General features: G+C 68.9%; 17 protein-coding genes and 1 pseudogene. 7 read left to right on the forward strand and 11 right to left on the reverse strand.

The features are described 5' to 3' along the window. Positions 1-201: 201 nt before the first annotated feature. The 5 genes from ACOJSF_RS02645 to ACOJSF_RS02665 form a co-directional block, all read right to left on the reverse strand. A complete protein-coding gene (locus ACOJSF_RS02645; RefSeq protein ID WP_420140680.1) occupies positions 202-1,260 on the reverse strand; it encodes a glycerophosphodiester phosphodiesterase family protein in 1,059 nt (352 codons plus the stop codon). 131 nt (positions 1,261-1,391) lie between these two features. Beyond that, positions 1,392-1,883, reverse strand: coding sequence for a methylated-DNA--[protein]-cysteine S-methyltransferase (locus tag ACOJSF_RS02650; RefSeq protein ID WP_420140681.1), 492 nt, complete (start codon positions 1,881-1,883; stop codon positions 1,392-1,394). 6 nt (positions 1,884-1,889) lie between these two features. Then, on the reverse strand, positions 1,890-2,768 hold the full coding sequence (locus ACOJSF_RS02655; RefSeq protein ID WP_420140682.1) for a transglutaminase family protein: 879 nt from the start codon (positions 2,766-2,768) through the stop codon (positions 1,890-1,892). Continuing rightward, positions 2,768-5,296 carry a circularly permuted type 2 ATP-grasp protein gene (locus ACOJSF_RS02660; RefSeq protein ID WP_420140683.1) on the reverse strand — a complete coding sequence of 843 codons (2,529 nt, stop codon included), beginning with the start codon at positions 5,294-5,296 and terminating at the stop codon, positions 2,768-2,770. The genes ACOJSF_RS02655 and ACOJSF_RS02660 overlap by 1 nt, the downstream gene beginning before the upstream one ends. Before the next feature lie 6 nt (positions 5,297-5,302). Further along, complete coding sequence (locus ACOJSF_RS02665; protein WP_420140684.1) at positions 5,303-8,623, reverse strand: DUF2126 domain-containing protein; 3,321 nt, start codon at positions 8,621-8,623, stop codon at positions 5,303-5,305. Between the two features lie 94 nt (positions 8,624-8,717). Between ACOJSF_RS02665 and ACOJSF_RS02670 the strand changes: the two genes are divergently transcribed. From ACOJSF_RS02670 to ACOJSF_RS02685, 4 genes are all read left to right on the forward strand, one after another. Further along, positions 8,718-9,830, forward strand: coding sequence for an S-(hydroxymethyl)glutathione dehydrogenase/class III alcohol dehydrogenase (locus ACOJSF_RS02670; protein WP_420140685.1), 1,113 nt, complete (start codon positions 8,718-8,720; stop codon positions 9,828-9,830). Positions 9,831-9,854: 24 nt separating this feature from the next. After that, a complete protein-coding gene (locus ACOJSF_RS02675) occupies positions 9,855-10,256 on the forward strand; it encodes a VOC family protein (RefSeq protein WP_420140686.1) in 402 nt (133 codons plus the stop codon). Positions 10,257-10,383: 127 nt separating this feature from the next. Then, on the forward strand, positions 10,384-11,226 hold the full coding sequence (gene fghA / locus ACOJSF_RS02680) for an S-formylglutathione hydrolase (protein ID WP_420140687.1): 843 nt from the start codon (positions 10,384-10,386) through the stop codon (positions 11,224-11,226). Continuing rightward, positions 11,223-12,443, forward strand: coding sequence for an NAD(P)/FAD-dependent oxidoreductase (locus ACOJSF_RS02685; protein ID WP_420140688.1), 1,221 nt, complete (start codon positions 11,223-11,225; stop codon positions 12,441-12,443). The genes fghA and ACOJSF_RS02685 overlap by 4 nt, the downstream gene beginning before the upstream one ends. A gap of 10 nt (positions 12,444-12,453) precedes the next feature. Here ACOJSF_RS02685 and ACOJSF_RS02690 read toward each other — a convergent pair whose 3' ends face one another. The 6 genes from ACOJSF_RS02690 to ACOJSF_RS02715 form a co-directional block, all read right to left on the reverse strand. Continuing rightward, positions 12,454-13,389 (reverse strand): ribose-phosphate pyrophosphokinase, encoded by a 936-nt coding sequence (locus ACOJSF_RS02690; protein WP_420140689.1) that lies wholly within the window; start codon positions 13,387-13,389, stop codon positions 12,454-12,456. A gap of 62 nt (positions 13,390-13,451) precedes the next feature. Continuing rightward, positions 13,452-14,825 carry an FAD-containing oxidoreductase gene (locus ACOJSF_RS02695; RefSeq protein ID WP_420140690.1) on the reverse strand — a complete coding sequence of 458 codons (1,374 nt, stop codon included), beginning with the start codon at positions 14,823-14,825 and terminating at the stop codon, positions 13,452-13,454. Then, positions 14,822-15,283, reverse strand: coding sequence for a DUF4126 domain-containing protein (locus ACOJSF_RS02700; protein WP_420140691.1), 462 nt, complete (start codon positions 15,281-15,283; stop codon positions 14,822-14,824). The genes ACOJSF_RS02695 and ACOJSF_RS02700 overlap by 4 nt, the downstream gene beginning before the upstream one ends. Positions 15,284-15,356: 73 nt before the next feature. Then, entirely contained in the window at positions 15,357-16,289 is a 933-nt protein-coding gene (locus tag ACOJSF_RS02705; protein ID WP_420140692.1) for an L-threonylcarbamoyladenylate synthase, read from the reverse strand. A gap of 39 nt (positions 16,290-16,328) precedes the next feature. Next, a complete protein-coding gene (locus ACOJSF_RS02710; protein ID WP_420140693.1) occupies positions 16,329-16,676 on the reverse strand; it encodes a GntR family transcriptional regulator in 348 nt (115 codons plus the stop codon). Positions 16,677-16,716: 40 nt separating this feature from the next. After that, on the reverse strand, positions 16,717-17,295 hold the full coding sequence (locus ACOJSF_RS02715; protein WP_420140694.1) for a nitroreductase family protein: 579 nt from the start codon (positions 17,293-17,295) through the stop codon (positions 16,717-16,719). A gap of 164 nt (positions 17,296-17,459) precedes the next feature. Between ACOJSF_RS02715 and ACOJSF_RS02720 the strand changes: the two genes are divergently transcribed. The 3 genes and pseudogenes from ACOJSF_RS02720 to ACOJSF_RS02730 all read left to right on the forward strand — a co-directional run. After that, a complete protein-coding gene (locus tag ACOJSF_RS02720; RefSeq protein WP_420140695.1) occupies positions 17,460-19,250 on the forward strand; it encodes a peptide MFS transporter in 1,791 nt (596 codons plus the stop codon). Next, positions 19,237-20,661, forward strand: coding sequence for an amidohydrolase (locus tag ACOJSF_RS02725; protein ID WP_420140696.1), 1,425 nt, complete (start codon positions 19,237-19,239; stop codon positions 20,659-20,661). The genes ACOJSF_RS02720 and ACOJSF_RS02725 overlap by 14 nt, the downstream gene beginning before the upstream one ends. A 116-nt stretch (positions 20,662-20,777) precedes the next feature. After that, positions 20,778-21,041: pseudogene (locus ACOJSF_RS02730) on the forward strand (amidohydrolase); the annotation flags it as partial.

The raw sequence follows: 21,041 nt of genomic DNA on the forward strand, positions 1-21,041 counted from the left end.
TCGGAAAAGATCATCGCCAAGCTCGATTACATCAACCGCCTGCTCCACCGGGCCGGGCGCGGAGAGATTGCGGAGAAGGTCCCCGCGCGGCGGGAGGAACGCCTTGCGGCCGAGGCCGCCTGAAGAGCGGGTCACTCCTGCCCCGAAAATCATGCGCCCATAGAAAGGCCGGGCACCACCGCGCCCGGCCATTCCATCTCATCAGGCGTGCGCGATGCCCGCCCGCGCCGCCGGCTTGCGGCGACGGAGCAGCAGGCCGACGCCGCCGAAACCGACGATCATGGTCATCCACGTCGCGGTTTCAGGCACCGCACCGCGGTGCGCGTCGACCGCCTCGACCGCCAGATCCGGGAAATTGGCGAACAGACCGTCCATCCCCATGTCCAGATAGCGTTCGAACTGCGCCGCCGCGAGCGTGGGATCGGCCTGGTTGAAGGTCCAGCCATGGACCTTGAGCCCCAGCGCATGCGCCTGCGCGATATAATCCGCCGTGATCGCGGTGCTGAGCGACAGGCCGATGCCGTCGGCAAAGCTCGCAATGTCCTTCAGCGCGAACACGCCGCCCGTCATCTGGATGGCCGCAGCGCCCGACGCGTCGGTGGTGGCACCGCCGAGGAGGACCAGGGACAGGTCCATGCCAAGCGATTCAGACTTCGCATCAATGCTGCGGATCGTCTGGTCGCTGAACGACTGGACGAACAATTTGTCGCCCGAGCCGCCATAGCCGTTGGCGCGAAGCGTGCTGAGAATGGCGTCTTCCATCGCCGGATCAGCCTGCTTGGCTTCCGGATAGATGCCGACGGTCCGCCCCGCCGCCGCGCTCTGCTGCTTGGCGAGATCGATCACTTCCTGAAAAGTCGGAACGCGCAGCTCGGGGTTAGTCGGGGTGAAGCCGGGATAGCTCGGCTTCGAGCTGCCGACCGGCTTGACGGTTAGCGTCTTGATCTCGGCCAGCGTGAAATCGGACACGCGGTAGCCGCCATTGCGCGGCGCGAACAATGTCGCCGCGTTGGTGGTGCGGGTCAGCGTCGTGTCGTGCATCGCGACGAGCTGCCCGTCGGAGGTCAGCTGGAGGTCGGGCTCGATATAGTCGGCGCCCATGCGCACCGCGAGTTCATAGGCCGCGAGCGTATGTTCGGGCAGATAACCGCTGGCACCGCGATGCGCGATCACGATCGGGTCGGCCGCGTTCGCTGCGGGGGTGAAGAGAGCTGTGGCAACCAGGGCCGCAACGCCGGCGGCAATCTGCTGTAGTTTCACGGACGGTCTCCTGAGGTCCGAAATGACCGGGAGACGCGGTAGGTCGGCGCCATGACTGGGTGGTGACCTTATGATGAATCGCGCTGCAATCTTTCGGAGATTTCCGTACCGCGACGGTTTGATAGACCGCGCTATCCGAACAGGGTCGGCCGCTCCAGGTCGAGCAGTCGGCGCTTGACCGCCATGCCGCCGGCAAAGCCGGTCAGTGCGCCGCTCGTGCCGACCACGCGGTGACAGGGCGCGACGATCGAGATCGGGTTGCGCCCGTTCGCCGCCCCGACCGCGCGCACCGCGTCCGGCCGCCCGATCCGGCGCGCGACATCGCCATAGGAACAGGTCTCGCCATAAGGTATCTCCAGCAGCGCGCGCCATACCGCCTGCTGGAAGTCGGTGCCGGCGAAGCGCAGTGGCAGATCGAACCGGGTCAATCCGCGCGCGAAATAGCGCGCCAGCTGCGCCGCCGTTTCCACCAGCACCGGATGCGCTGGCTCTTCGATCGTAGGGGCCAGCGCGACCCGCGCCGCGTCGGCATCGGACCATAGGATCGCGACCAGCGCGTCGGCATCCGCCACCAGCTTGAGCCGCCCGACCGGCGTCTCGGCATAGGCATGCGCGAGCGTCATCGCCGTCTATCCCAAAGGCTCGACGTCGACCGCCACGTCGATCTTCTGCCCGTCGCGGCCGAGGAAAATGCCGTCGATCGGCGCCACGTCGGCATAATCGCGCCCGACCGCCGTCACGATATGGTCCGATCCCATCGTCACCCCGTTGGTGGGATCGAACCCGATCCACCCGCGCTGCGGTCCGCACCAGATCAGCACCCAGGCGTGCGTCGCGTCCGCTCCCACCAGCCGCGCGCGTCCGGGCGGAGGGATCGTGCGCAGATAGCCCGAGACGTAAGCCGTCGCGAGGCCCGCCGACCGCGCGCCCGAAATCATGATCTGCGCGAAATCCTGGCACACGCCGCTTTTCTTCGCGAACGCCTCGGCGGGGCTGGTGTCGAGCTGCGTCGCGCTGCCGTCATAGCGGAAGCCGGCCTGGATCGCCTTGGCCAGCGCAAGCCCCGCCTCGACCACGCCGCGCGCCGGGTCCAGCTCGCGCGCGCACCATGCCGCGATTTCGGGGAAGGCCGCGATCAGCGGTGACGGGTAGAGATAATTGGCCGGGCTGACCGGCCCGAGCGCGCGCACGTCGCGCGCCAGCCGGCCCGCTTCCGCCACCGTGCAGTCGCTCGGCTCCGCCACCGGGGCGACGCGATCGACGACGACATGCGCGTGGCTGTCGATCACCAGCTCGGTCGCCGGCTTTTCGAGCACGATTCGCGCGGTTTCGACCGGGTAGCCGCTCGGCCGGCCCGGTTGCGGCGGCGTGGCGGGGTCGACCGCCAGCGTATGTTCTTCCAGCCGCTGCCCGTCCCAGTCGATCGGACGCAAACGCAGGTTGCAGCGCGCGAACCGCACCGGAAAGGCGTAGCGGAAGCGCGTGCGATGGCTGATCGCGTAGCGCATCAGGCAAGCACCATCGCCGCCGCGCGCACGGTTTCCGCCCCTTGCAGGAAGAATCGCGCCGCGATCGCGTCGCTCAGCGCCATCAGCCGGTTTTCGATCCCCAGCATCGTCGCCGGGGAGAGCGATTCGGCCTTCACCGTGGCGACCATCAGCGCCAGTTCCTGCGCGAGGCTGACCTGCTCCTCCGCCATTCCGTCGTCGCGCAGCGAGGGCAAGGCCGCGAGGTGCTCGCCGATCCGCGCCATCTGGTAGGCGAGGCTGCGCGGATTATAAGGGTCGAGAGCGACCAGATCGCGCACCGGCACCAGCGCGAGCCCGGTCATGTAGCGCGCGCGATAGCTGATCTGGCTGTCCATCAGTTCGAGCAAGGTTGTCAGGTCGTCGGCGGTGGCCGCGTCGGTCGCGAAGCTGCGCGTCAGCCGGCACGCCGCCAGCGCGCGCTCGATCCGCCGGCCGAGGTCGTGGAAGCGCCAGCCGGCGGTGCGGCCCATATTCTCGGCGGCGAGCCCCGCAAGCGCCGCGAACCGCTCCTGCAACATGCCGACCCGCGCGAGCATCGCGCCGGCGTCGCCGCTCTGCTCGGGCGGCAGTGGGGCGTCGATCAGCCGCCAGACATCGGCCGACAGCCGGTCGCGAATGCCCGATGCGATGCCATGGATCGTCGAGAAGAGCGTGCGGATGCTGGCGAGGCCGTTGCCGACCAATGCGGATTCGGCGAGTTCCGCGAGGTCGCGGATCGCGCCATGCCCCGCCTCCTCGTCATCGTCCTCCTCATCATCCTCCTCGATCCGCGACGCGCCGGTCGAGATGAGCAAGGTCGCCAGCCGATCGAGCGTGACGGGGACGAGATTGGCGCCGGTATCCGCGTCGATCGTCCCGCCGAGAGTCGCGCGCACCAGCCGCAGCGTCGCCTCGCCGCGTTCGAGGTAGCGGCCGAGCCAGTAGAGATTGTCCGCCGCGCGGCTCGGCAACGTCCCCGGATTGCGCCGGACCGCGACGTGCTGCGGCAGGAGCGAGACCGGATCGACCGGGCTGAGCGCCACGATGCCCACGTCGGCCGAATGCGCGCCCTCGCCCATGATCGTCGCGCGTTCGTCGGCGAGGTTGCCGAGCCGCGCGAAGCCGCCCGGCATCACTGTCCACGCGCCGCTGCCGTCGCGCACGGCGAAGGCGCGCAGCGTGAAGGGGCGCGCGATCAGCCGCCCGTCGGAGACCATCGGCATGGTCGACAGGCGCACCACCTCGCGCCCGACATAATCGTGCGGGCGCAGCGCCATCGCGGCTTCGAGCCGGGCGCGCGCGGCGGGATCGAGCGTCGCACCCAGCACCGCCTCGCCCCCGATTTCCGCCACCGGATCGGCGAAGGCCGGCCCGACCAGCAGATCGTCGAGCCGCGCGAGCATGTCGGCGCACGGCGCGGACTGGCCGCACCACCAGGTCGCGATGTTGGGCAGCCGCAATTCCTCGCCCAGCATGTGGCGGGCCAGTGCGGGCAGGAAGGCGGCGAAGGCGGGCGATTCGATCACGCCCACGCCAGGCGCGTTGGCCAGCACCGCGTCGCCATTGGCGATCGCATCCATCAGCCCCGGCACGCCGATCCGCGACGCGCTGTCGAAGGCCAGCGGGTCGAGGAAGCGGCTGTCCATCCGCCGCCACAGCGCGTCGATCCGCTTCAGCCCCTCGATCGTGCGGACGTACAGCCGGTTGTCGCGCACCGCCAGATCGTCACCCTCGACCAGCAGGAAGCCGAGATAGCGCGCGAGATGCGCCTGTTCGGCATAGCTCTGATTGTAGCGGCCGGGCGTGAGCAGGCCGATGCGCGGATCGGACCGGCGGCAGGACGCGGCGATCCCCTCGCGGAAGTCCGAAAAGAAGGGCGCCAGCCGATGAAGATTGAGCCGGGTCTGGAGCGTGCCCATCACGCGGCTCGCCGCGAGGCGGTTCTCCAGCGCATAGCCCGCGCCGACCGGCGCGCGGACATGATCGGCCAGCACGCGCCAGCTCCCGTCGGGGCCGCGCCCCAGATCGACCGCATAGATGTGCAGCCGATGTCCGCCGAGCGGCTCCATGCCGATCATCGATCGCCAGAAATGGCGCGATCCGGTCACCACCGCCGCCGGCAGGCGGCCGTCGCGCACCAGCTCGGCCGGGCCGTACACGTCCGCCAGCACGCGTTCGAGCAGGTCGGCGCGTTGCGCCACTCCGCTGGCGACATCGCGCCATTCGTCCTCGCCGATCAGCAGCGGCAGCGCCGACAGCGGCCACGGCCGCTCCGCCGGGTCGCCGGGCAGGCGGAACGCGGTTCCGATCTCGTCGACCTGCCGCCCGACCCGGTCCTGCAGCCGCTGCAGCCGCCCTTCGGTCAGCCCCGCGACGCCGTCGAACAGATGGTGCCACCAGCGCGCGCCGCGCCCCATGTCGTCGCGCACGACGTCACCGGTGCCGGCCTGCGCCACATAGCTTTCCAGCCAGCCCTGCCCCCAGGTGGGCAGGCCGGGAAGCTGCGCCATGTTGGTGCCCCACGCCATGGGCCGCTAGAGGCCGATCGGTCGCCTGAGGTCAAGCGTCATCGGGAAATCGCCCGCGCGTTCCTCGGGCGGCATCTCGATCCGGCCGGGCGTGTGGCCATGATCCACGAAGCGCGCCTTGCGCCGCGCCTCCGCCTCGTAATCGTTGACCGGCACGCCATCGTAATTGCGCCCGCCGGGATGGCCGACATGGTAGACGCAGCCGCCGAGCGAGCGCCCGTTCCACGTGTCGAGCAGGTCGAAGGTCAGCGGCGCATTCACGGCCAGGCGCGGATGCAGGCAATTGGCGGGTGCCCACGCCTTGTAGCGCACGCCCCCCACGCCCTCGCCGCGAACGCCTGTCTCCGCCATCGGCACGCGCCGTCCGTTGCAGGCGACGATGTGCCGCCCGGGGACGAGCCCCGTGCAGCGCACCTGCAGCCGCTCGGTCGAGCTGTCGACGTAGCGGACGGTGCCGCCGATCGCGCCGGTCTCGCCCAGCACGGGCCAGGGTTCGAGCGCGTGCGCGATCTCCATCGTCACCCCGCCCGCCGTCACGCTGCCGTGGACGGGGAAGCGGAACTGGCGCTGCGCCTCGAACCAGGCCGGATCGAAATCGTACCCCGCCGCGCGCAGATCGGCGAGCACCTCCAGGAAATCGTCCCACACGAAATGGCCGAGCATGAAGCGGTCGTGCAGCGCCGTGCCCCAGCGGACGAGCGCGCCGTGCTGCGGCTCGCGCCAGAACCAGGCGGTCAGCGCGCGCACCAGCAATTGCTGCGCAAGGCTCATCTTCGCCTCGGGCGGCCTTTCGAACCCACGAAACTCGACCAGGCCGAGCCGCCCGGTCGGCCCGTCGGGCGAGAAGAGCTTGTCGATGCAGATTTCGGTACGGTGGGTATTGCCCGTCACGTCGACCAGCAGGTTGCGGAACAGCCGGTCGACCAGCCAGGGCTGCGGCGGCTCGACCGCCCCTTCCGCAAACGGGTTCGGCACCTGCGCCAGCGCCACTTCCAGCTCGTACAGCCCGTCATGCCGCGCCTCGTCGATGCGCGGCGCCTGGCTGGTCGGGCCGATGAACAGGCCTGAGAACAGGTAGCTGAGCGACGGATGCCGCTGCCAATAGAGGACGAAGCTCTTGAGCAGGTCCGGCCGGCGGATGAAGGGCGAATCCCCCACCGATCGCCCGCCGAGCACGAGATGGTTGCCCCCGCCGGTGCCGACCGATCGCCCGTCGACCAGGAATTTGTCGGCGGTCAGCTTCTCCTCGCGCGCCATGTCGTAGAGCGAAGTGGTGAGGTCGACCGTTTCGTCCCAGGTCGCGGTCGGCTGGACATTGACCTCGATCACGCCGGGATCAGGCGTGACCTTCAGCACCTGCAGGCGCGGATCGGGCGGCGGGGCATAGCCCTCGATCCGGATCGGCACGCGCGTCGCTTCCGCCACGCGCTCGATCGCGGCAATCAGCTCGAGATAATCTTCCAGCCGCTCGGTCGGCGGCAGGAAGATGGCGAGATACGCCCCCCGCGATTCGACCGTCAGCGCGGTGCGGACCGCGCCCTCGATCGGCACCTGCTCCTGCACGGCCTGCGCCGCGGCTCCGCCCGCCGGCGCAACCGGTTCGACCCGCTGCTGGCGGAAGTCGGGCAGCGGTTCGCGCTCTTCGGTGGTGTCGCGGACGTAGAGGTAAGGGTAGCTCGCCGGCGGCACGTACGGCAGCGAACCCAAAGGCAGACGATAGCCGACCGCGCTGTCGCCGGGGACGAGGAAAAGCCGGCCGCGCCGCACGTTCCAGCGTTCGCTCCGCCAGCGGCGCGGCTCGGGTTCCTGCCCCGCCTGCCACGCCTGGATCGGCAGGACATAGCCTACCGGACGCGACAGCCCGCGCTCGAATGCGCGCACCATCCGCGCGCGGGCCTCCGGATCCTCGATCTTGGGGTCGGTCGGATCGACATTGGCGGGCAGTTCGCTCTCCTTGAGCGCCCATTCGGCCGGATCCTCGAACGCCGGCTCGACATAGTCTCCCGGCACCGCGAGCATGTCGGCAATGCCCTTCAGGAAGCGCTCGGCGGTGCCGTCGGGCAGCGGGGAGCCGGTGCCGTCGTCCACCGCGAGCAAATCGGGGTCGCGCCACACCGCGATCCCGTCGTCGCGCCAATAGACCGAATAGCCCCAGCGCGGCAGGCTCTCGCCCGGATACCATTTGCCCTGACCGTGATGGATCAGCCCGCCGGGCGCAAAGCGGTCGCGCATCCGCCGGATCAGCCGGTCGGCATAACGCGCCTTGGTCGGCCCGACCGCGTCGGCATTCCATTCGGGCGCCTCGGGATCCTCGGCTGCCAGGAACGTCGGCTCACCCCCGGTGGTCAGGCGCACATCCTGCCGGGCGAGGTCTGCGTCCACCTTGTGGCCGAGCGCGTCGAGCGCGCTCCAGCGCTGATCGGTGAAGGGCTTGGTGATGCGCACCGCCTCGGCGATGCGCTGCACGTCCATATGGAAGCTGAAGTCGGTGTGCGCAGGCTCCAGCAGCGCGCCCTCGATCGGGGTGGCCGACCGGTAATGCGGCGTCGCGCACAGCGGGATATGCCCCTCGCCCGCGAACAGGCCGGAGGTCGGGTCGAGCCCGATCCAGCCCGCGCCGGGAATATAGGCCTCGGCCCAGGCATGGAGGTCGCAAATATCCTGCGCCACGCCCCTCGGCCCCTCGACCGCCACGACATCGGGCGTGAGCTGGATCGAATAGCCCGACACGAACCGCGCCGCGAAGCCGAGCTTGCGCAGCAGCTGGACCAGCAGCCACGTGAAATCGCGGCACGATCCCGTCCCGCAGCTCAGCGTCTCCTCGGGCGTCTGCACACCCGGCTCCAGCCGGATGACGTAGCCGAGCTGTTCGTTCACCGCCCGGTTGAGTTCGACCAGGAAATCGATCGATCGCATCGTCGTGTCCGCGAAGCGATCGTAGAGCGCGTCGAACAGCGGCCCTTGCGGCTCGACCTCGAAATAGGGCGACAGGTCGGCCTTCAGGTCGGGCGCGTAGGCGAAGGGCCGCTGCTCGGCATATTCCTCGACGAAGAAGTCGAACGGGTTGATCACCGCCAGATCGGCGATCAGGTCGACCGTGACGCGGAATTCGGCCGTGGGATCGGGAATCACGATCCGGGCGAGCCAGTTGCCGTGCGGATCCTGCTGCCAGTTGATGAAATGCTGCTCGGGCAGGATCTTCAGCGAGTAATTGGGCACCTCCGTCCGGCTGTGCGGGGCGGGGCGCAGGCGGATGATCTGCGGGCCGAGCCGCACCGCCTTGTCGTAACGATAGGCGGTAACGTGGTGGAGCGCGGCCTGAATCATGCTCGCGGTTGCAGCACAGGGGAACGCCCCCCGCAAGCTTGCCTTTGCCGGCCGGCCGCGTCATCGCGGCCGCATCCCAGTGGAGACAGAGCCCATGAAGACCCGCGCCGCCGTCGCGTTCGAGGCGAAGAGACCGCTCGAGATCGTCGAGCTCGACCTCGAAGGGCCCAAAGCGGGCGAGGTGCTGGTCGAAATCATGGCGACCGGCATCTGCCACACCGACGCCTACACGCTCGACGGGCTCGACAGCGAGGGCATCTTCCCCAGCGTGCTGGGCCATGAAGGCGCGGGCATCGTACGCGAGGTGGGCGCGGGGGTGACCAGCGTCGCGGTCGGCGACCACGTCATTCCGCTCTACACGCCCGAATGCCGCCAGTGTAAATCGTGCCTGTCGGGCAAGACCAACCTGTGCACCGCGATCCGCGCGACACAAGGGAAAGGGCTGATGCCGGACGGCACCACCCGCTTCAGCTACAAGGGTCAGCCGATCTTCCATGATATGGGCTGGTCCACCTTCTCGAACTTCACCGTCCTGCCGGAGATCGCGGTGGCCAAGATCCGCGAGGACGCGCCGTTCGACACCAGCTGCTATATCGGGTGCGGCGTGACGACGGGCGTGGGCGCGGTGGTCAACACCGCCAAGGTGCAGCCGGGCGAGAACATCGTGGTCTTTGGCCTGGGCGGCATCGGTCTGAACGTCATTCAGGGTGCCAAGCTCGCGGGTGCGGGCCGGATCATCGGCGTCGACATCAACCCCGCGCGCGAGGAATGGGGCCGGCGCTTCGGCATGACCCACTTCCTCAATTCCAAGGGGCTGAGCCGCGAGGAGACGGTCGCCAGGATCCTCGAACTCACCGATGGCGGCGCGGATTACAGCTTTGACGCGACCGGCAATACCGAGGTGATGCGCACCGCGCTGGAATCCTGCCATCGCGGCTGGGGCACCTCGATCATCATCGGCGTGGCCGAGGCGGGCAAGGAGATCAGCACCCGTCCGTTCCAGCTCGTCACGGGCCGCAACTGGCGCGGCACCGCGTTCGGCGGCGCGCGCGGGCGGACGGACACGCCCAGGATCGTCGACTGGTATATGAACGGCAGGATCGAGATCGACCCGATGATCACCCACCGGCTGACGCTGGAGGAGATCAACAAGGGCTTCGACCTGATGCATGCCGGCGAGAGCATCCGTTCGGTCGTGGTTTACTGATCACCGCAAGCCGCAGGGGTACGAATGTTCAATCACATCATGGTCGGTTCGAACGACCTCGACCGTTCCAGGATTTTCTACAACGCCGTGCTCGGCACGCTCGGTTTTTCGGGCGAGCCCGTGCGTCACGTCGCCGCGAGCGGGCATGTGCGCCTTTTCTACCGGCATAATGGCGGCAGCTTCGGGGTCAGCCAGCCGATCAATGACGCGCCGGCAACCTTCGCCAACGGCGGGACGATCGGGTTCAAGTGCGAATCGGCTGAGCAGGTAACGGCCTTCCACGATGCCGGCGTCGCGCATGGCGGCACCTCGATCGAGGATCCACCCGGTGCGCGTGACGGCGGTGCGCTCGGCGTCGCCCACGTCAGCTATCTTCGCGATCCGGACGGCAACAAGCTCTGCGCGATCTGGCGCCCGCAAGCGTGATCGATCGCGTCAATCCGGGCAACGATCGGCGCCGCGGGGGAGCGGATGATATGACGGCGATCGGAGGTTTCGCGCCGGACGGAGCGCGGCGGGGCTTCCTCAACGGTAACAAGGCGGTGGTGTTTCGATGAGCCTGGAAGCCCTGTCCACCAACCGCGCCTTCGGCGGCACGCAGGGCGTCTATCGCCATATGTCGGCCGCGACCGGCACGGCGATGACCTTCTCCGTTTATGTACCTGATCATGCGGAGGGCGAGCGGCTGCCGGTCGTCTGGTATCTGTCCGGCCTCACCTGCACGCATGCCAACGTGACCGAGAAGGGCGAATATCGCCGCGCCTGCGCCGAGCATCGCCTGATCTTCGTCGCGCCCGACACCTCGCCGCGCGGCGAAAGCGTGCCCGACGATCCGGCCGGCGCCTATGATTTCGGGCTCGGCGCGGGCTTCTATGTCGATGCGACGCAGGCGCCCTACGCAACCAACTACCGCATGTGGACCTATGTCACCGAGGAACTGCCCGAATTGGTCGGGGCGTCCTTCCCGGTCGATCCGGCGCGGCAGGCGATCATGGGCCATTCGATGGGCGGCCATGGCGCGCTGACGATCGGCCTGACCTTCCCCGATCGCTTCCGCGCCGTCTCCGCCTTCGCGCCGATCGTCGCGCCGACGCGCGTGCCATGGGGGCAGAAGGCGCTGGCCGGCTATCTCGGCGACGATCGCGCCACGTGGCGCCGACACGACGCGGTCGCGCTGATCGAAGATGGCGCGCGCCTGCCCGCCTTGCTGGTCGATCAAGGCGAGGCGGACCCGTTCCTCGCCGAACAACTTCGCCCCGATCTGCTGCGGCACGCCTGCGACGCCGCCGGGATCGATCTCACGCTGCGGATGCAGCCCGGCTACGATCACAGCTATTATTTCATCTCGACCTTCATGGCCGATCATCTCGCATGGGCGGCCGCGCGCCTCGTATGAGCCGGTATGACGTCCTGATCGTCGGTGGCGGCCATGCCGGCGCGCAGGCCGCGATCGCGCTGCGCCAGAACAAGTTCGCCGGCAGCATCGCGATCGTCGGCGACGAACCCGAACTGCCCTATGAGCGCCCGCCGCTCTCGAAGGACTATCTGGCCGGGGACAAGCCGTTCGAACGGCTGCTGATCCGCCCGCCCGCCTTCTGGGAGGAACGCGGCGTGACGATGCTGCCCGGTCGGCGCGTCGCGGCGGTGGATCCCGCTGGCTGCACGGTCGATGCGGACAGGACGATCGGCTACGGCACCCTGATCTGGGCCGCCGGCGGCAGCCCGCGTTCGCTGGTCTGTTCGGGGCATCAGCTCGCGGGCGTCCACGCCATCCGCACCCGCGCCGACGTCGACCGGTTGGTCGCCGAGCTTCCCGCCACGTCCCGCGTGGTAGTGATCGGCGGCGGCTATATCGGGCTTGAGGCGGCCGCCGTCCTCACCAAGTTCGGCAACCGGGTAGCCGTGGTGGAAGCGCAGGACCGCGTCCTCGCGCGCGTCGCCGGCGAACCCCTGTCGCGCTTCTACGAGGCCGAGCATCGCGTGCACGGTGTCGATCTGCGGCTGGGCGCGATGGTCGACTGTATCGAGGAGCGCGACGGCCGTGTCGCGGGTGTCCGCCTCGCCGATGGCGAGATCCTGCCGTGCGAGATGGCGATCGTCGGCATCGGCATCATGCCTGCCGTCGATCCCCTGCTTGCGGCCGGGGCGGCGGGCGGCAACGGCGTCGCGGTCGATGCCGCGTGCCGCACCTCGCTTCCCGACATCTTCGCGATCGGCGACTGCGCGCTCCATGCCAATGCCTTTGCCGACGGCGCGGAGATTCGGCTCGAATCGGTGCAGAACGCCAACGACATGGCCAATGCGGTGGCGCGGACATTGACGGGCGCGCCGACCGACTATCATGCGGTGCCGTGGTTCTGGTCCAACCAGTACGATCTCCGCCTGCAGACGGTCGGCCTCTCGCTCGGCCATGACCGGACGATCCTGCGCGGCGATCCGGCGACGCGCAGCTTCTCGCTGATCTATCTCCGGCAGGGTCGGGTGATCGCGCTCGATTGCGTCAACATGACGCGCGATTACGTGCAAGGCCGCGCGCTGGTGACGGGGAATGCGACGCCTGATCCCGCCCGGCTGGCCGACACCGCCGTACCGCTCAAGGAACTCGCGGCCTAAGCGCGCTTCCTCAATCGAACAGGCTCGAAACCGAGCTTTCGTCGGAAATGCGGCGGATCGCCTCGCCCAGCAGCGGCGCGATCGGCAGATGGCGGATCTTGGCCGCGTCGAGCACGGCCTGCGGCGCGCCGATCGAATCGGTGATGACCAGCTTGCGCAGCGCCGATTTCTCGACCCGGGCGACCGCGCCGCCGGACAGCACGCCGTGGCTGACATAGGCGACCACGTCCTCCGCGCCGGCATCACGCAACGCCTGCGCCGCGTTGCACAGCGTGCCCGCCGAATCGACGATATCGTCGATCAGGATGCAGAAGCGGCCCGCGACGTCGCCGATGATGTTCATCACCTCGCTCTCGCCCGGCTTCTCGCGGCGCTTGTCGACGATCGCGAGCGGTGCATTGTCGAGCCGCTTGGCCAGGCCGCGCGCGCGCACCACGCCGCCGACGTCGGGCGACACGACCATCAGGTTGCGCCCTTCATACCGCGCCATGATGTCGGCCGACATGACCGGCGCGGCATAGAGATTGTCGGTCGGGATATCGAAGAAGCCCTGGATCTGCCCGGCGTGCAGGTCGACCGACAGGACGCGGTTGGCACCGGCCGCGGTGATCAAATTGGCGACCAGCTTGGCCGAAATCGGGGTGCGGGGGCCCGGTTTCCGGTCCTGCCGCGCATAACCGAAATAGGGGACGACCGCCGTGATCCGCCGCGCCGACGCGCGCCGCAGCGCGTCGATCATGATCAGCAATTCCATCAGATTATCGTTGGTCGGATAGCCGGTCGACTGCAGCACGAACACGTCCTCGCCCCGGACATTTTCGTGGATCTCGACGAACACTTCCTCGTCCGCGAAACGCCGCACCGACGCGTCGGTAAGCTTGATTTCGAGATAGTCGGCAACCGCCTGGGCGAGCACCCGGTTCGCATTGCCGGTCATCAGCTTCATCGGTCGGCGCATCCTCTGGTGGAGGCCGCCCCTCTAGCGACCGGGGGGCGAAACGAAAAGCCTCAGCCCGGTCGCATGTCGCCGATCAGGGTGGGGATCAGTTCGGACACGGTCGGATGGATCGGCACCGCCCAGCGATAATCGTCGATCGTCGCGCCGACGTTCATCATGTCGAGCACGCCGTGGATCGCCTCGTCCCCGCCGGTGCCGCGGATGGCCGCGCCCAGGATCTTGCGCGTCTCGGCGTCGGCCACGATCGACATGAACCCCTGCGTTTCGCCTTTCTCGACCGCGCGGCCGACGCGCGTCATCGGCCGCGTTGCGGTCAGGATCGGCCGGCCGGTCGCACGCGCCTGCGCCTCGGTCATGCCGACCCGACCGAGCGGCGGATCGATGTAGAGCGCGTAGCCGAGAATGCGGTCGCTGACCTTACGATCCTCGCCGTCGAGCAGGTTGGCGGCAACGATCTCGTAATCGTTCCAGGCGGTGTGGGTGAACGCGCCACGCCCGTTGCAGTCGCCAAGCGCCCAGATGCCTTCGACATTGGTCGCGAGCCGGTCGTTCACGGTGATATAGCCGCGCTTGTCGGTCGCGATGCCGGCGCGGTCGAGGCCGAGATCGTCCGTATTGGGCCGCCGCCCGGTCGCCAGAAGGACGTGGCTGCCGACCACCTCGGGCGCGCCCTCCTTGCAATCGACCCCCACCGCGACCCCATCCTCATGCCGCGCCAGCGTGATGCAGCAGGCGTCGGTCCGCACCGTGATCCCTTCCGCCTCCAGGATGGCGCGGATCGCCTCCGACACGTCAGCATCCTCGCGGCCGATCAGGCGCGGCCCCATTTCCACGACGGTCACCGCCGCGCCGAAGCGCCGATACATCTGCGCGAATTCAAGGCCGATATAAGAGCCGCCGACCACCACCAGATGCTCGGGCACGCGGTCGAGCGGGATGATCGTGCTGTTGGTCAGGTACGGCACGTCGCCGATGCCGGACAGGTCGGGCACCGCCGCGCGTCCCCCGACGTTCAGGAAGATGCGCGGCGCCTCCAGCAGTTCGTCGCCGACGCGGATCGTGTGCGGCCCCTCGAACCGGGCATGGCCCCGGATCAGCGTCAGCCCGTCCATCGCCGCCAGCCAATCCTCATTGCCCTTGCGCGAGTCGTGGATCACCGTCTGCGCGCGCGCGGCGACCGTGGGCATGTCGATCGTGACAGGCCCGGTCCGCACGCCATAGTCCGCGCCCCGGCGCGCGAGGTGCGCGGCATAGGCGCTCGCGACCAGCGTCTTGGTCGGCTTGCAGCCCGTGTTGACGCACGTCCCGCCGACCAGATGCCGCTCGATCAGCGCGACTGTCATCCCCGCGCCGGTCAGGCGCCCGGCGAGCGCCGGCCCCGCCTGCCCCGCCCCGACGATGATCGCGTCGAAACGGCGGCTCATGCGGCCCACGCGATGAGCAGCCCGCCGACGATCGCAACCGCATCCTCGATCAACGCCGCAGGCCGGTCGCGCCCGAACGAGGCGGCAAGCCGCGCCCTTGCGGCGGCGCCCGCGAATGTGCCGATCACCGCCCCGATCGCCCCCGCGACCGCACCGCCGACGGCACCACCCGCAGCCGCGCCAATGCCCGCGCCCGCGATCGCGCCCATGATGATCCGCGCGCCGAACTGCACCGGCACGGTGCGGCTGGGGGTCGAGGGAAGCTGATCGGTCACGAGCTCGCCCAGCGCCAGCACGACCAGCACCCACGCCACCGGCGCGATCGCGAGAAAGGCGAGCGGCGTGCCCGTCAGCACGAGCGGGCCATACACGGCCGCAAGCGCGACCGCCGCCGGCGCGGTCATCGCGCGCAGCCCGGCGACGATCCCGATTAACAGCGCAAGCAGGAGAATGGTCATGGCGATGTCGAGTCCCCCTTGATCCGCCCGAGTCGGCGGTGGCCAATGCTAGTCCAACCCAGGCCCGCCGCAATCACGCGGCGGCGCGGCGCAGACGGTCATTGATCGCGATGCCCAGGCCGGTTTCGGGCACCGCCGCCACCGCGATGCGCGCGGGGGCGGCGGCATCCGCTTCGTGCAGCAGGTCGAACAGCCGCGCCGCCGCCTCGGCCAGGTCGCCATCAGGCGACAGCGATGCGTCCCCGGCAACCGCGCCGAACCCGATCAGCCATTCGCCCGGCTCGCGCGTCGTCGCATCGAGCCGGACGGGCCGGGACGGGGCATAATGCTGCGTGAGCTGGCCGGGCGCCTCGATCGCGCCGCCGCTTGCCGCCGTCACGAGCAGCCCGCTCGCGGCCGCCAGCGCGTCCGCCGTGATCGGGCCGGGACGGAGCAGACGGAGCCGATCGGGCTCGACCGCGACGATCGTCGATTCCAGGCCCGTCGCGGTCGCGCCGCCGTCGATCACCACGGGAATGCGCCCGTCGAGCGAGCGCAGCACATGGCCTGCCCGGGTCGGGCTGATCGTGCCCGATGCATTGGCCGAGGGCGCCGCGAGCGGCCGTCCGGACGCCGCCAGCAACGCGCGCATCGCGGGATGCGCGGGAACGCGCACGGCGATCGTGGGCAGCCCGGCCGTGACCAGCGACGCGATCCCCGCATCGGCGCGCAGCGGCAGCACCATCGTCAGCGGGCCGGGCCAGAAATGCGCGGCGAGCCGCTCGGCGGCGCGGGAAAGTTCGGCCAGCATCCGCGCCTGCTCCACGCTCCCGACATGCACGATCAGCGGGTTGAAGGCGGGGCGCCCCTTGGCGGCATAGACACGCGCGACCGCCGCACCGTCGGTCGCGTCGGCGGCGAGGCCGTAGACCGTCTCCGTCGGCACCGCGACCGGATCGCCCGCCGCGATCAGCCGCGCGGCCTGCGCGATCGCCTCGTCATCGAAAGGAAGCAGCAGCGTCTCCACGCCCCGCGCCTAGCAGGATCGCAGGGCCACGCCCACGGCTCAGGCGGGCACGCGCCCCAGCAATTCGGCCGGATCGATCCCCAGCCGGCGCATACGGCTCGCGATCTCGGGCCATTCCTCTTCGAGGAACTGCGCGCGGGCGGAGGCGCGCAGCCGCGCCGCCGCGCCCGGATCGACGAACATGCCCACGCCGCGCCGGACGGTGACGAGCCCGTCCTCCTGGAAGCTCTGATAGGCTTTCGCGACGGTCAGCGGGTTCGCCCCCTGGTCGGCCGCGAACGCGCGCACCGAGGGTAGCGCGTCGCCCTCCTGGATCCTCCCGTCGAGGATCATGGCGACGATCTCGTCGCGCAGGCGAAGGTAAACGGGTCGGTCGGCAGTCGGCATGGCGTTATGCTGTGCTAACACAGCAGCGCGGGAAAGGCAATCATCCCTGCCATATCCGCACGACGGCGTCGCGGTCGGGGCGCGGCCGTTCCTCCAGCGGCCGGGTGGGCGTGCCGAGGAACAGGAAGCCCGCGATCCGCTCGCCCCGTTCGCCGAACGCGTCGCGCACCCGATCGGAATAGGCCGCCCAGCCCGTCAGCCACCCGCCGACCAGCCCTTCGGCATGCGCCGCCACCAGCAGGTTCATGCACGCCGCCCCGGCGGACAATTCCTGTTCCCAGATCGGGATGTGGCTGGCATGCGCGGGCGCCGACAGCGCGACGACCAGCGCCTCGCCCTGCATCGCGAAGTCGTGCACCGCCGCCAGCTCGACCTTGCCGGGATCGGGCCGCTCTTCGCGATAGGCCGCCTCGAGCAGTTCGGCGAAAGCCGCGCGGCGGTCCTTGGGGATCACGACGAAGCGCCACGGCGCGAGCTTGCCATGGTCGGGCACGCGGATCGCGGCGTCGAGGATACGGTCGAGCTGGGCCTGGGTCGGCCCCGGCGCCCCCATGTCGCGGGGCTTGCCCGAACGGCGCGTCGCCATCAGCGCGGCGGGCGAGGAAAGATCGTTGAACACGCGCGTCTCCATCATGGCGGGTGGGGCCGCCCCGCCTGTTGCCCCGGATCAACACGACCCTACGCGCGGGGGCAAGTGCGCAACAATCTTCTTCACTTGCGCAATTTCACCGTTAGTCTTGTCCCATGCGCGCCTCATCGCGCCCCTTCCTTTGAAAGGTCCGCATGGAGACCCCGACCGACGCCTCCCCGGCCGAGCCCGACATCAGCCACGTCAATCCGGCCGATGAGCGCACATGGTTCGGCCATCCGCGCCAGCTCGCCCGCCTCTTCACCACCGAGATGTGGGAACGGTTCGGCTTCTACGGGATGCGCGCGCTGCTCGCGCTGTATCTCGCCAAGCACTTTCTGTTCGACGACCAGACGACCACCGGCCTTTATGGCGGCTTCACCGCCTTGGTCTATCTGACCCCGCTGGTGGGGGGGCTCATCGCCGACCGCTATCTGGGTTCGAAGAAGTCGGTGAAGTTCGGCGCGATCTTCATGTCGCTCGGCTATCTCCTGCTCTGCTTCGGCGGGCCGACCGCCAAGCCCTACGCCATGATCGACAACCAGCGTTACGAGGTGGTGGTCGACGCGGCTTCGGGCACCGAACAGCAATATGTGCTCGATCAGGGCCGTCGCCTCGCGATCAAGGGCAATGAGGACGGCACCGTCACGCTCACCGCGCCCGACGGCACGATCGCGCGCACCGTCGAAAAGGGCGGCTTCAAGGCGGGGGGCGACCGCTCGCCTTTCTATATCGCGCTGGCCTTGCTCGGCCTGTCGTTCATCACGGTCGGCAACGGCTTCTTCAAGCCCAACATCTCGACGATGGTGGGCGCGCTCTATGCGCCCGGCGACCGACGACGCGACGCCGGCTTCACCATCTTCTACATGGGCATCAATCTCGGCAGCCTGTTCTCGCAGCTGCTCTGCCCCTTCCTCGCGGTCGCGCTCGGCTGGTGGGCGGGCTTCCTGCTCGCCGCGATCGGCATGATGGTCTCCTTCTCGCTGATCCAGTTCGATGGGGGCAAGCTCGCCGGTTATGGCGAGCCGCCCGCCGGCCAGGCGAAGGATCGCGGGACGCTGATCTACATCCTGTCCGCGCTCGCCGTACCGGTCGCCTGGTTCCTGTTCTGGAACCTGATGAACGCGCCCAAGCCGGAGGCGGGCAGCGGCATCGTCGGCTATCTCCTGTCGCTGCCGATCATGGGCAAGGCTTTGTTCGCGACCTTCCTGATCGCGGTGCCCGGCATCCTCATCTGGTCGGCGCGCGTCGGCGACCGCGCTGAGTTTCAGATGATGCTCGCGGCGATGGTGCTGATCGTGTTCAACGTCGTCTTCTGGACCTTGTTCGAACAGGCGGGGTCGTCGCTCACCCTGTTCGCCGATCGCAATACCGATCTCAGCATCTTCGGCCTGTTCAGTTTGAGCGCGGGCCAGACGCAGTTCTTCAACGCTTTCTTCATCGTCACCCTCGCCCCGATCTTCTCGATCATGTGGAACGGGCTGGCCAAGCGCGGGCGCGAGCCGTCGACCCCGGTCAAGTTCGGGATCGCGCTGATCGGCGTGGGGCTGGGCTTTCTCGTGCTCGTGTTCGGATCGAACTTCGCGGGGGCGGACTTCCGCGTCTCGGTCTGGTGGCTGGCTTTGCTCTACCTGATCCACTCGGCATCTGAATTGTGCATCTCGCCGGTCGGCCTGTCGATGATCACCAAGCTGTCGATCGCGCGCGTCGTTGGCCTGATGATGGGGCTATGGTTCCTGTCGATCAGCTGCGCCCAATATGTCGCGGGCATCGTCGCGCAGGTCGCCAGCGTCGAGACGGTCGGCGGACAGGTCACCAACCTCCAGGTCAGCCTCAATACGTATAGCGATGTGTTCCGCACGATCGGCATCGCCTCGGCGGTGATCGGCGCGGTGCTCCTTCTCCTGTCCCCGCTCATCAGAAAGTGGATGCATGGTGTTCGATAGAAAGTTCGCCGTCTCCGGCGTCGCGCTGGCGCTCGCCGCCTGCGCCAGCGCGCCGGCCGAAAAGCCGAAGAGCGCCTCGGCGACCCCGCCCGCGCCGCGCGCGCCGCGGCCGTGGCCGGCCGACGCCTATCCGTCGACCTACCGCCCCTATCCAAGCGTGCCGACGCTCGTCACCAACGTCACCATCTATGATGGCGAGGGCGGACGGATCGACGGCGGATCGGTGCTGTTCGCCGACGGCAAGGTGGTCGAGGTCGGCCGGACCATCGCCGCCCCCGCCGGCGCGACGGTGATCGACGGCACCGGCAAATACCTCACACCCGGCGTGATCGACGTCCACAGCCACTTGGGCGACTATCCCAGCCCCGGCGTCTCCGCGCTCAGCGACGGGAACGAGGCGACCAGCCCGACGACGCCCGAAGTGTGGGCCGAACATAGCGTGTGGCCGCAGGACCCGGGCTTCAGCCGCGCGCTCGCCAATGGCGGCGTCACCACGCTCCAGATACTGCCCGGGTCGGCCAATCTGATGGGCGGCCGCTCGGTCACGCTCAAGAACGTCTATGCGCGCACCAGCCAGGGCATGAAATTCCCTGGCGCGCCCTACGGCTTCAAGATGGCCTGCGGCGAAAATCCCAAGCGCGTCTACGGCGCCAAGGGCCGCATGCCCTCGACCCGGATGGGCAATGTCGCGGTCAACCGCCAGACCTGGATCAAGGCCGCCGACTATAAGCGCAAGTGGGACAAATATGAGGAGGACGGCAAGGGCGATCCGCCCGGCCGCGACCTCGCCATGGACACGCTGGCGGGCGTGCTGTCGGGCAAGATCCTCGTCCACAACCACTGCTACCGCTCGGACGAAATGGCCAACGTGATCGATATGTCGAAGGAGTTCGGCTATCACGTCACCGCGTTCCATCACGGGGTCGAAGCCTACAAGATCGGCGACCTGCTCAAGGCCAACGACATCTGCGCGGTGGTCTGGGCCGACTGGTACGGCTTCAAGATGGAAAGCTATGACGGCATCCGCGAGAATCTCGCCATCCTGCAGAAGGCGGGCACTTGCGCGATGATCCATTCGGACGACCAGAACGGCATCCAGCGCCTCAACCAGGAAGTCGCCAAGGCGCTCGCCGCCGGCCGACGCGCGGGCATCCAGATCCCCGACGAACAAGCGTGGATCTGGCTGAGCTACAATCCCGCGAAGGCGCTCGGCATCGCCGATCGCACGGGCAGCCTCAAGCCCGGCAAGATGGCCGACGTCGTGCTGTGGAACGGCAATCCGTTCAGCGTCTACACCCGCCCCGAAAAGGTGTGGATCGACGGCGCCCTGCTTTATGACGCGAACGATCCGAAGCGGCGGCCCGTGTCCGACTTCGAACTCGGCCAGCCCGGCGAAGGAGACGTGAAGTGAACCCGCTGAAGATCCTCCCCGGCACGGGGAGGGGGACCGGCCGCAGGCTGGTGGAGGGGGATCGCAACACGCGCGTCGCCCCGCCGCACGCCCCCTCCACCCCCGCTGCGCGGCGGTTGCCCTCCCCGCTCCGGGGAGGATTGGCGCTGCTCGCCGCGCTCCTCGCCGCCCCCGCGCTGGCGGAAACGATCGCCATCACCGGCGGCACCGTCGCGATCGGCGACGGCTCGGCGCCGATCGAGCGCGGCACCGTCGTGATCGCCGACGGCCGCGTCGTCGCGGCGGGCGCGGGCGTGGCGGTGCCCGCGGGCGCCGAGTTGGTCGACGCCACCGGCAAATGGGTGACGCCGGGCGTGGTCTCGGCGATGACCGATCTGTCA

The organism is Sphingomonas sp. (assembly GCF_048594985.1).
Lineage (GTDB): Bacteria > Pseudomonadota > Alphaproteobacteria > Sphingomonadales > Sphingomonadaceae > Sphingomonas_I.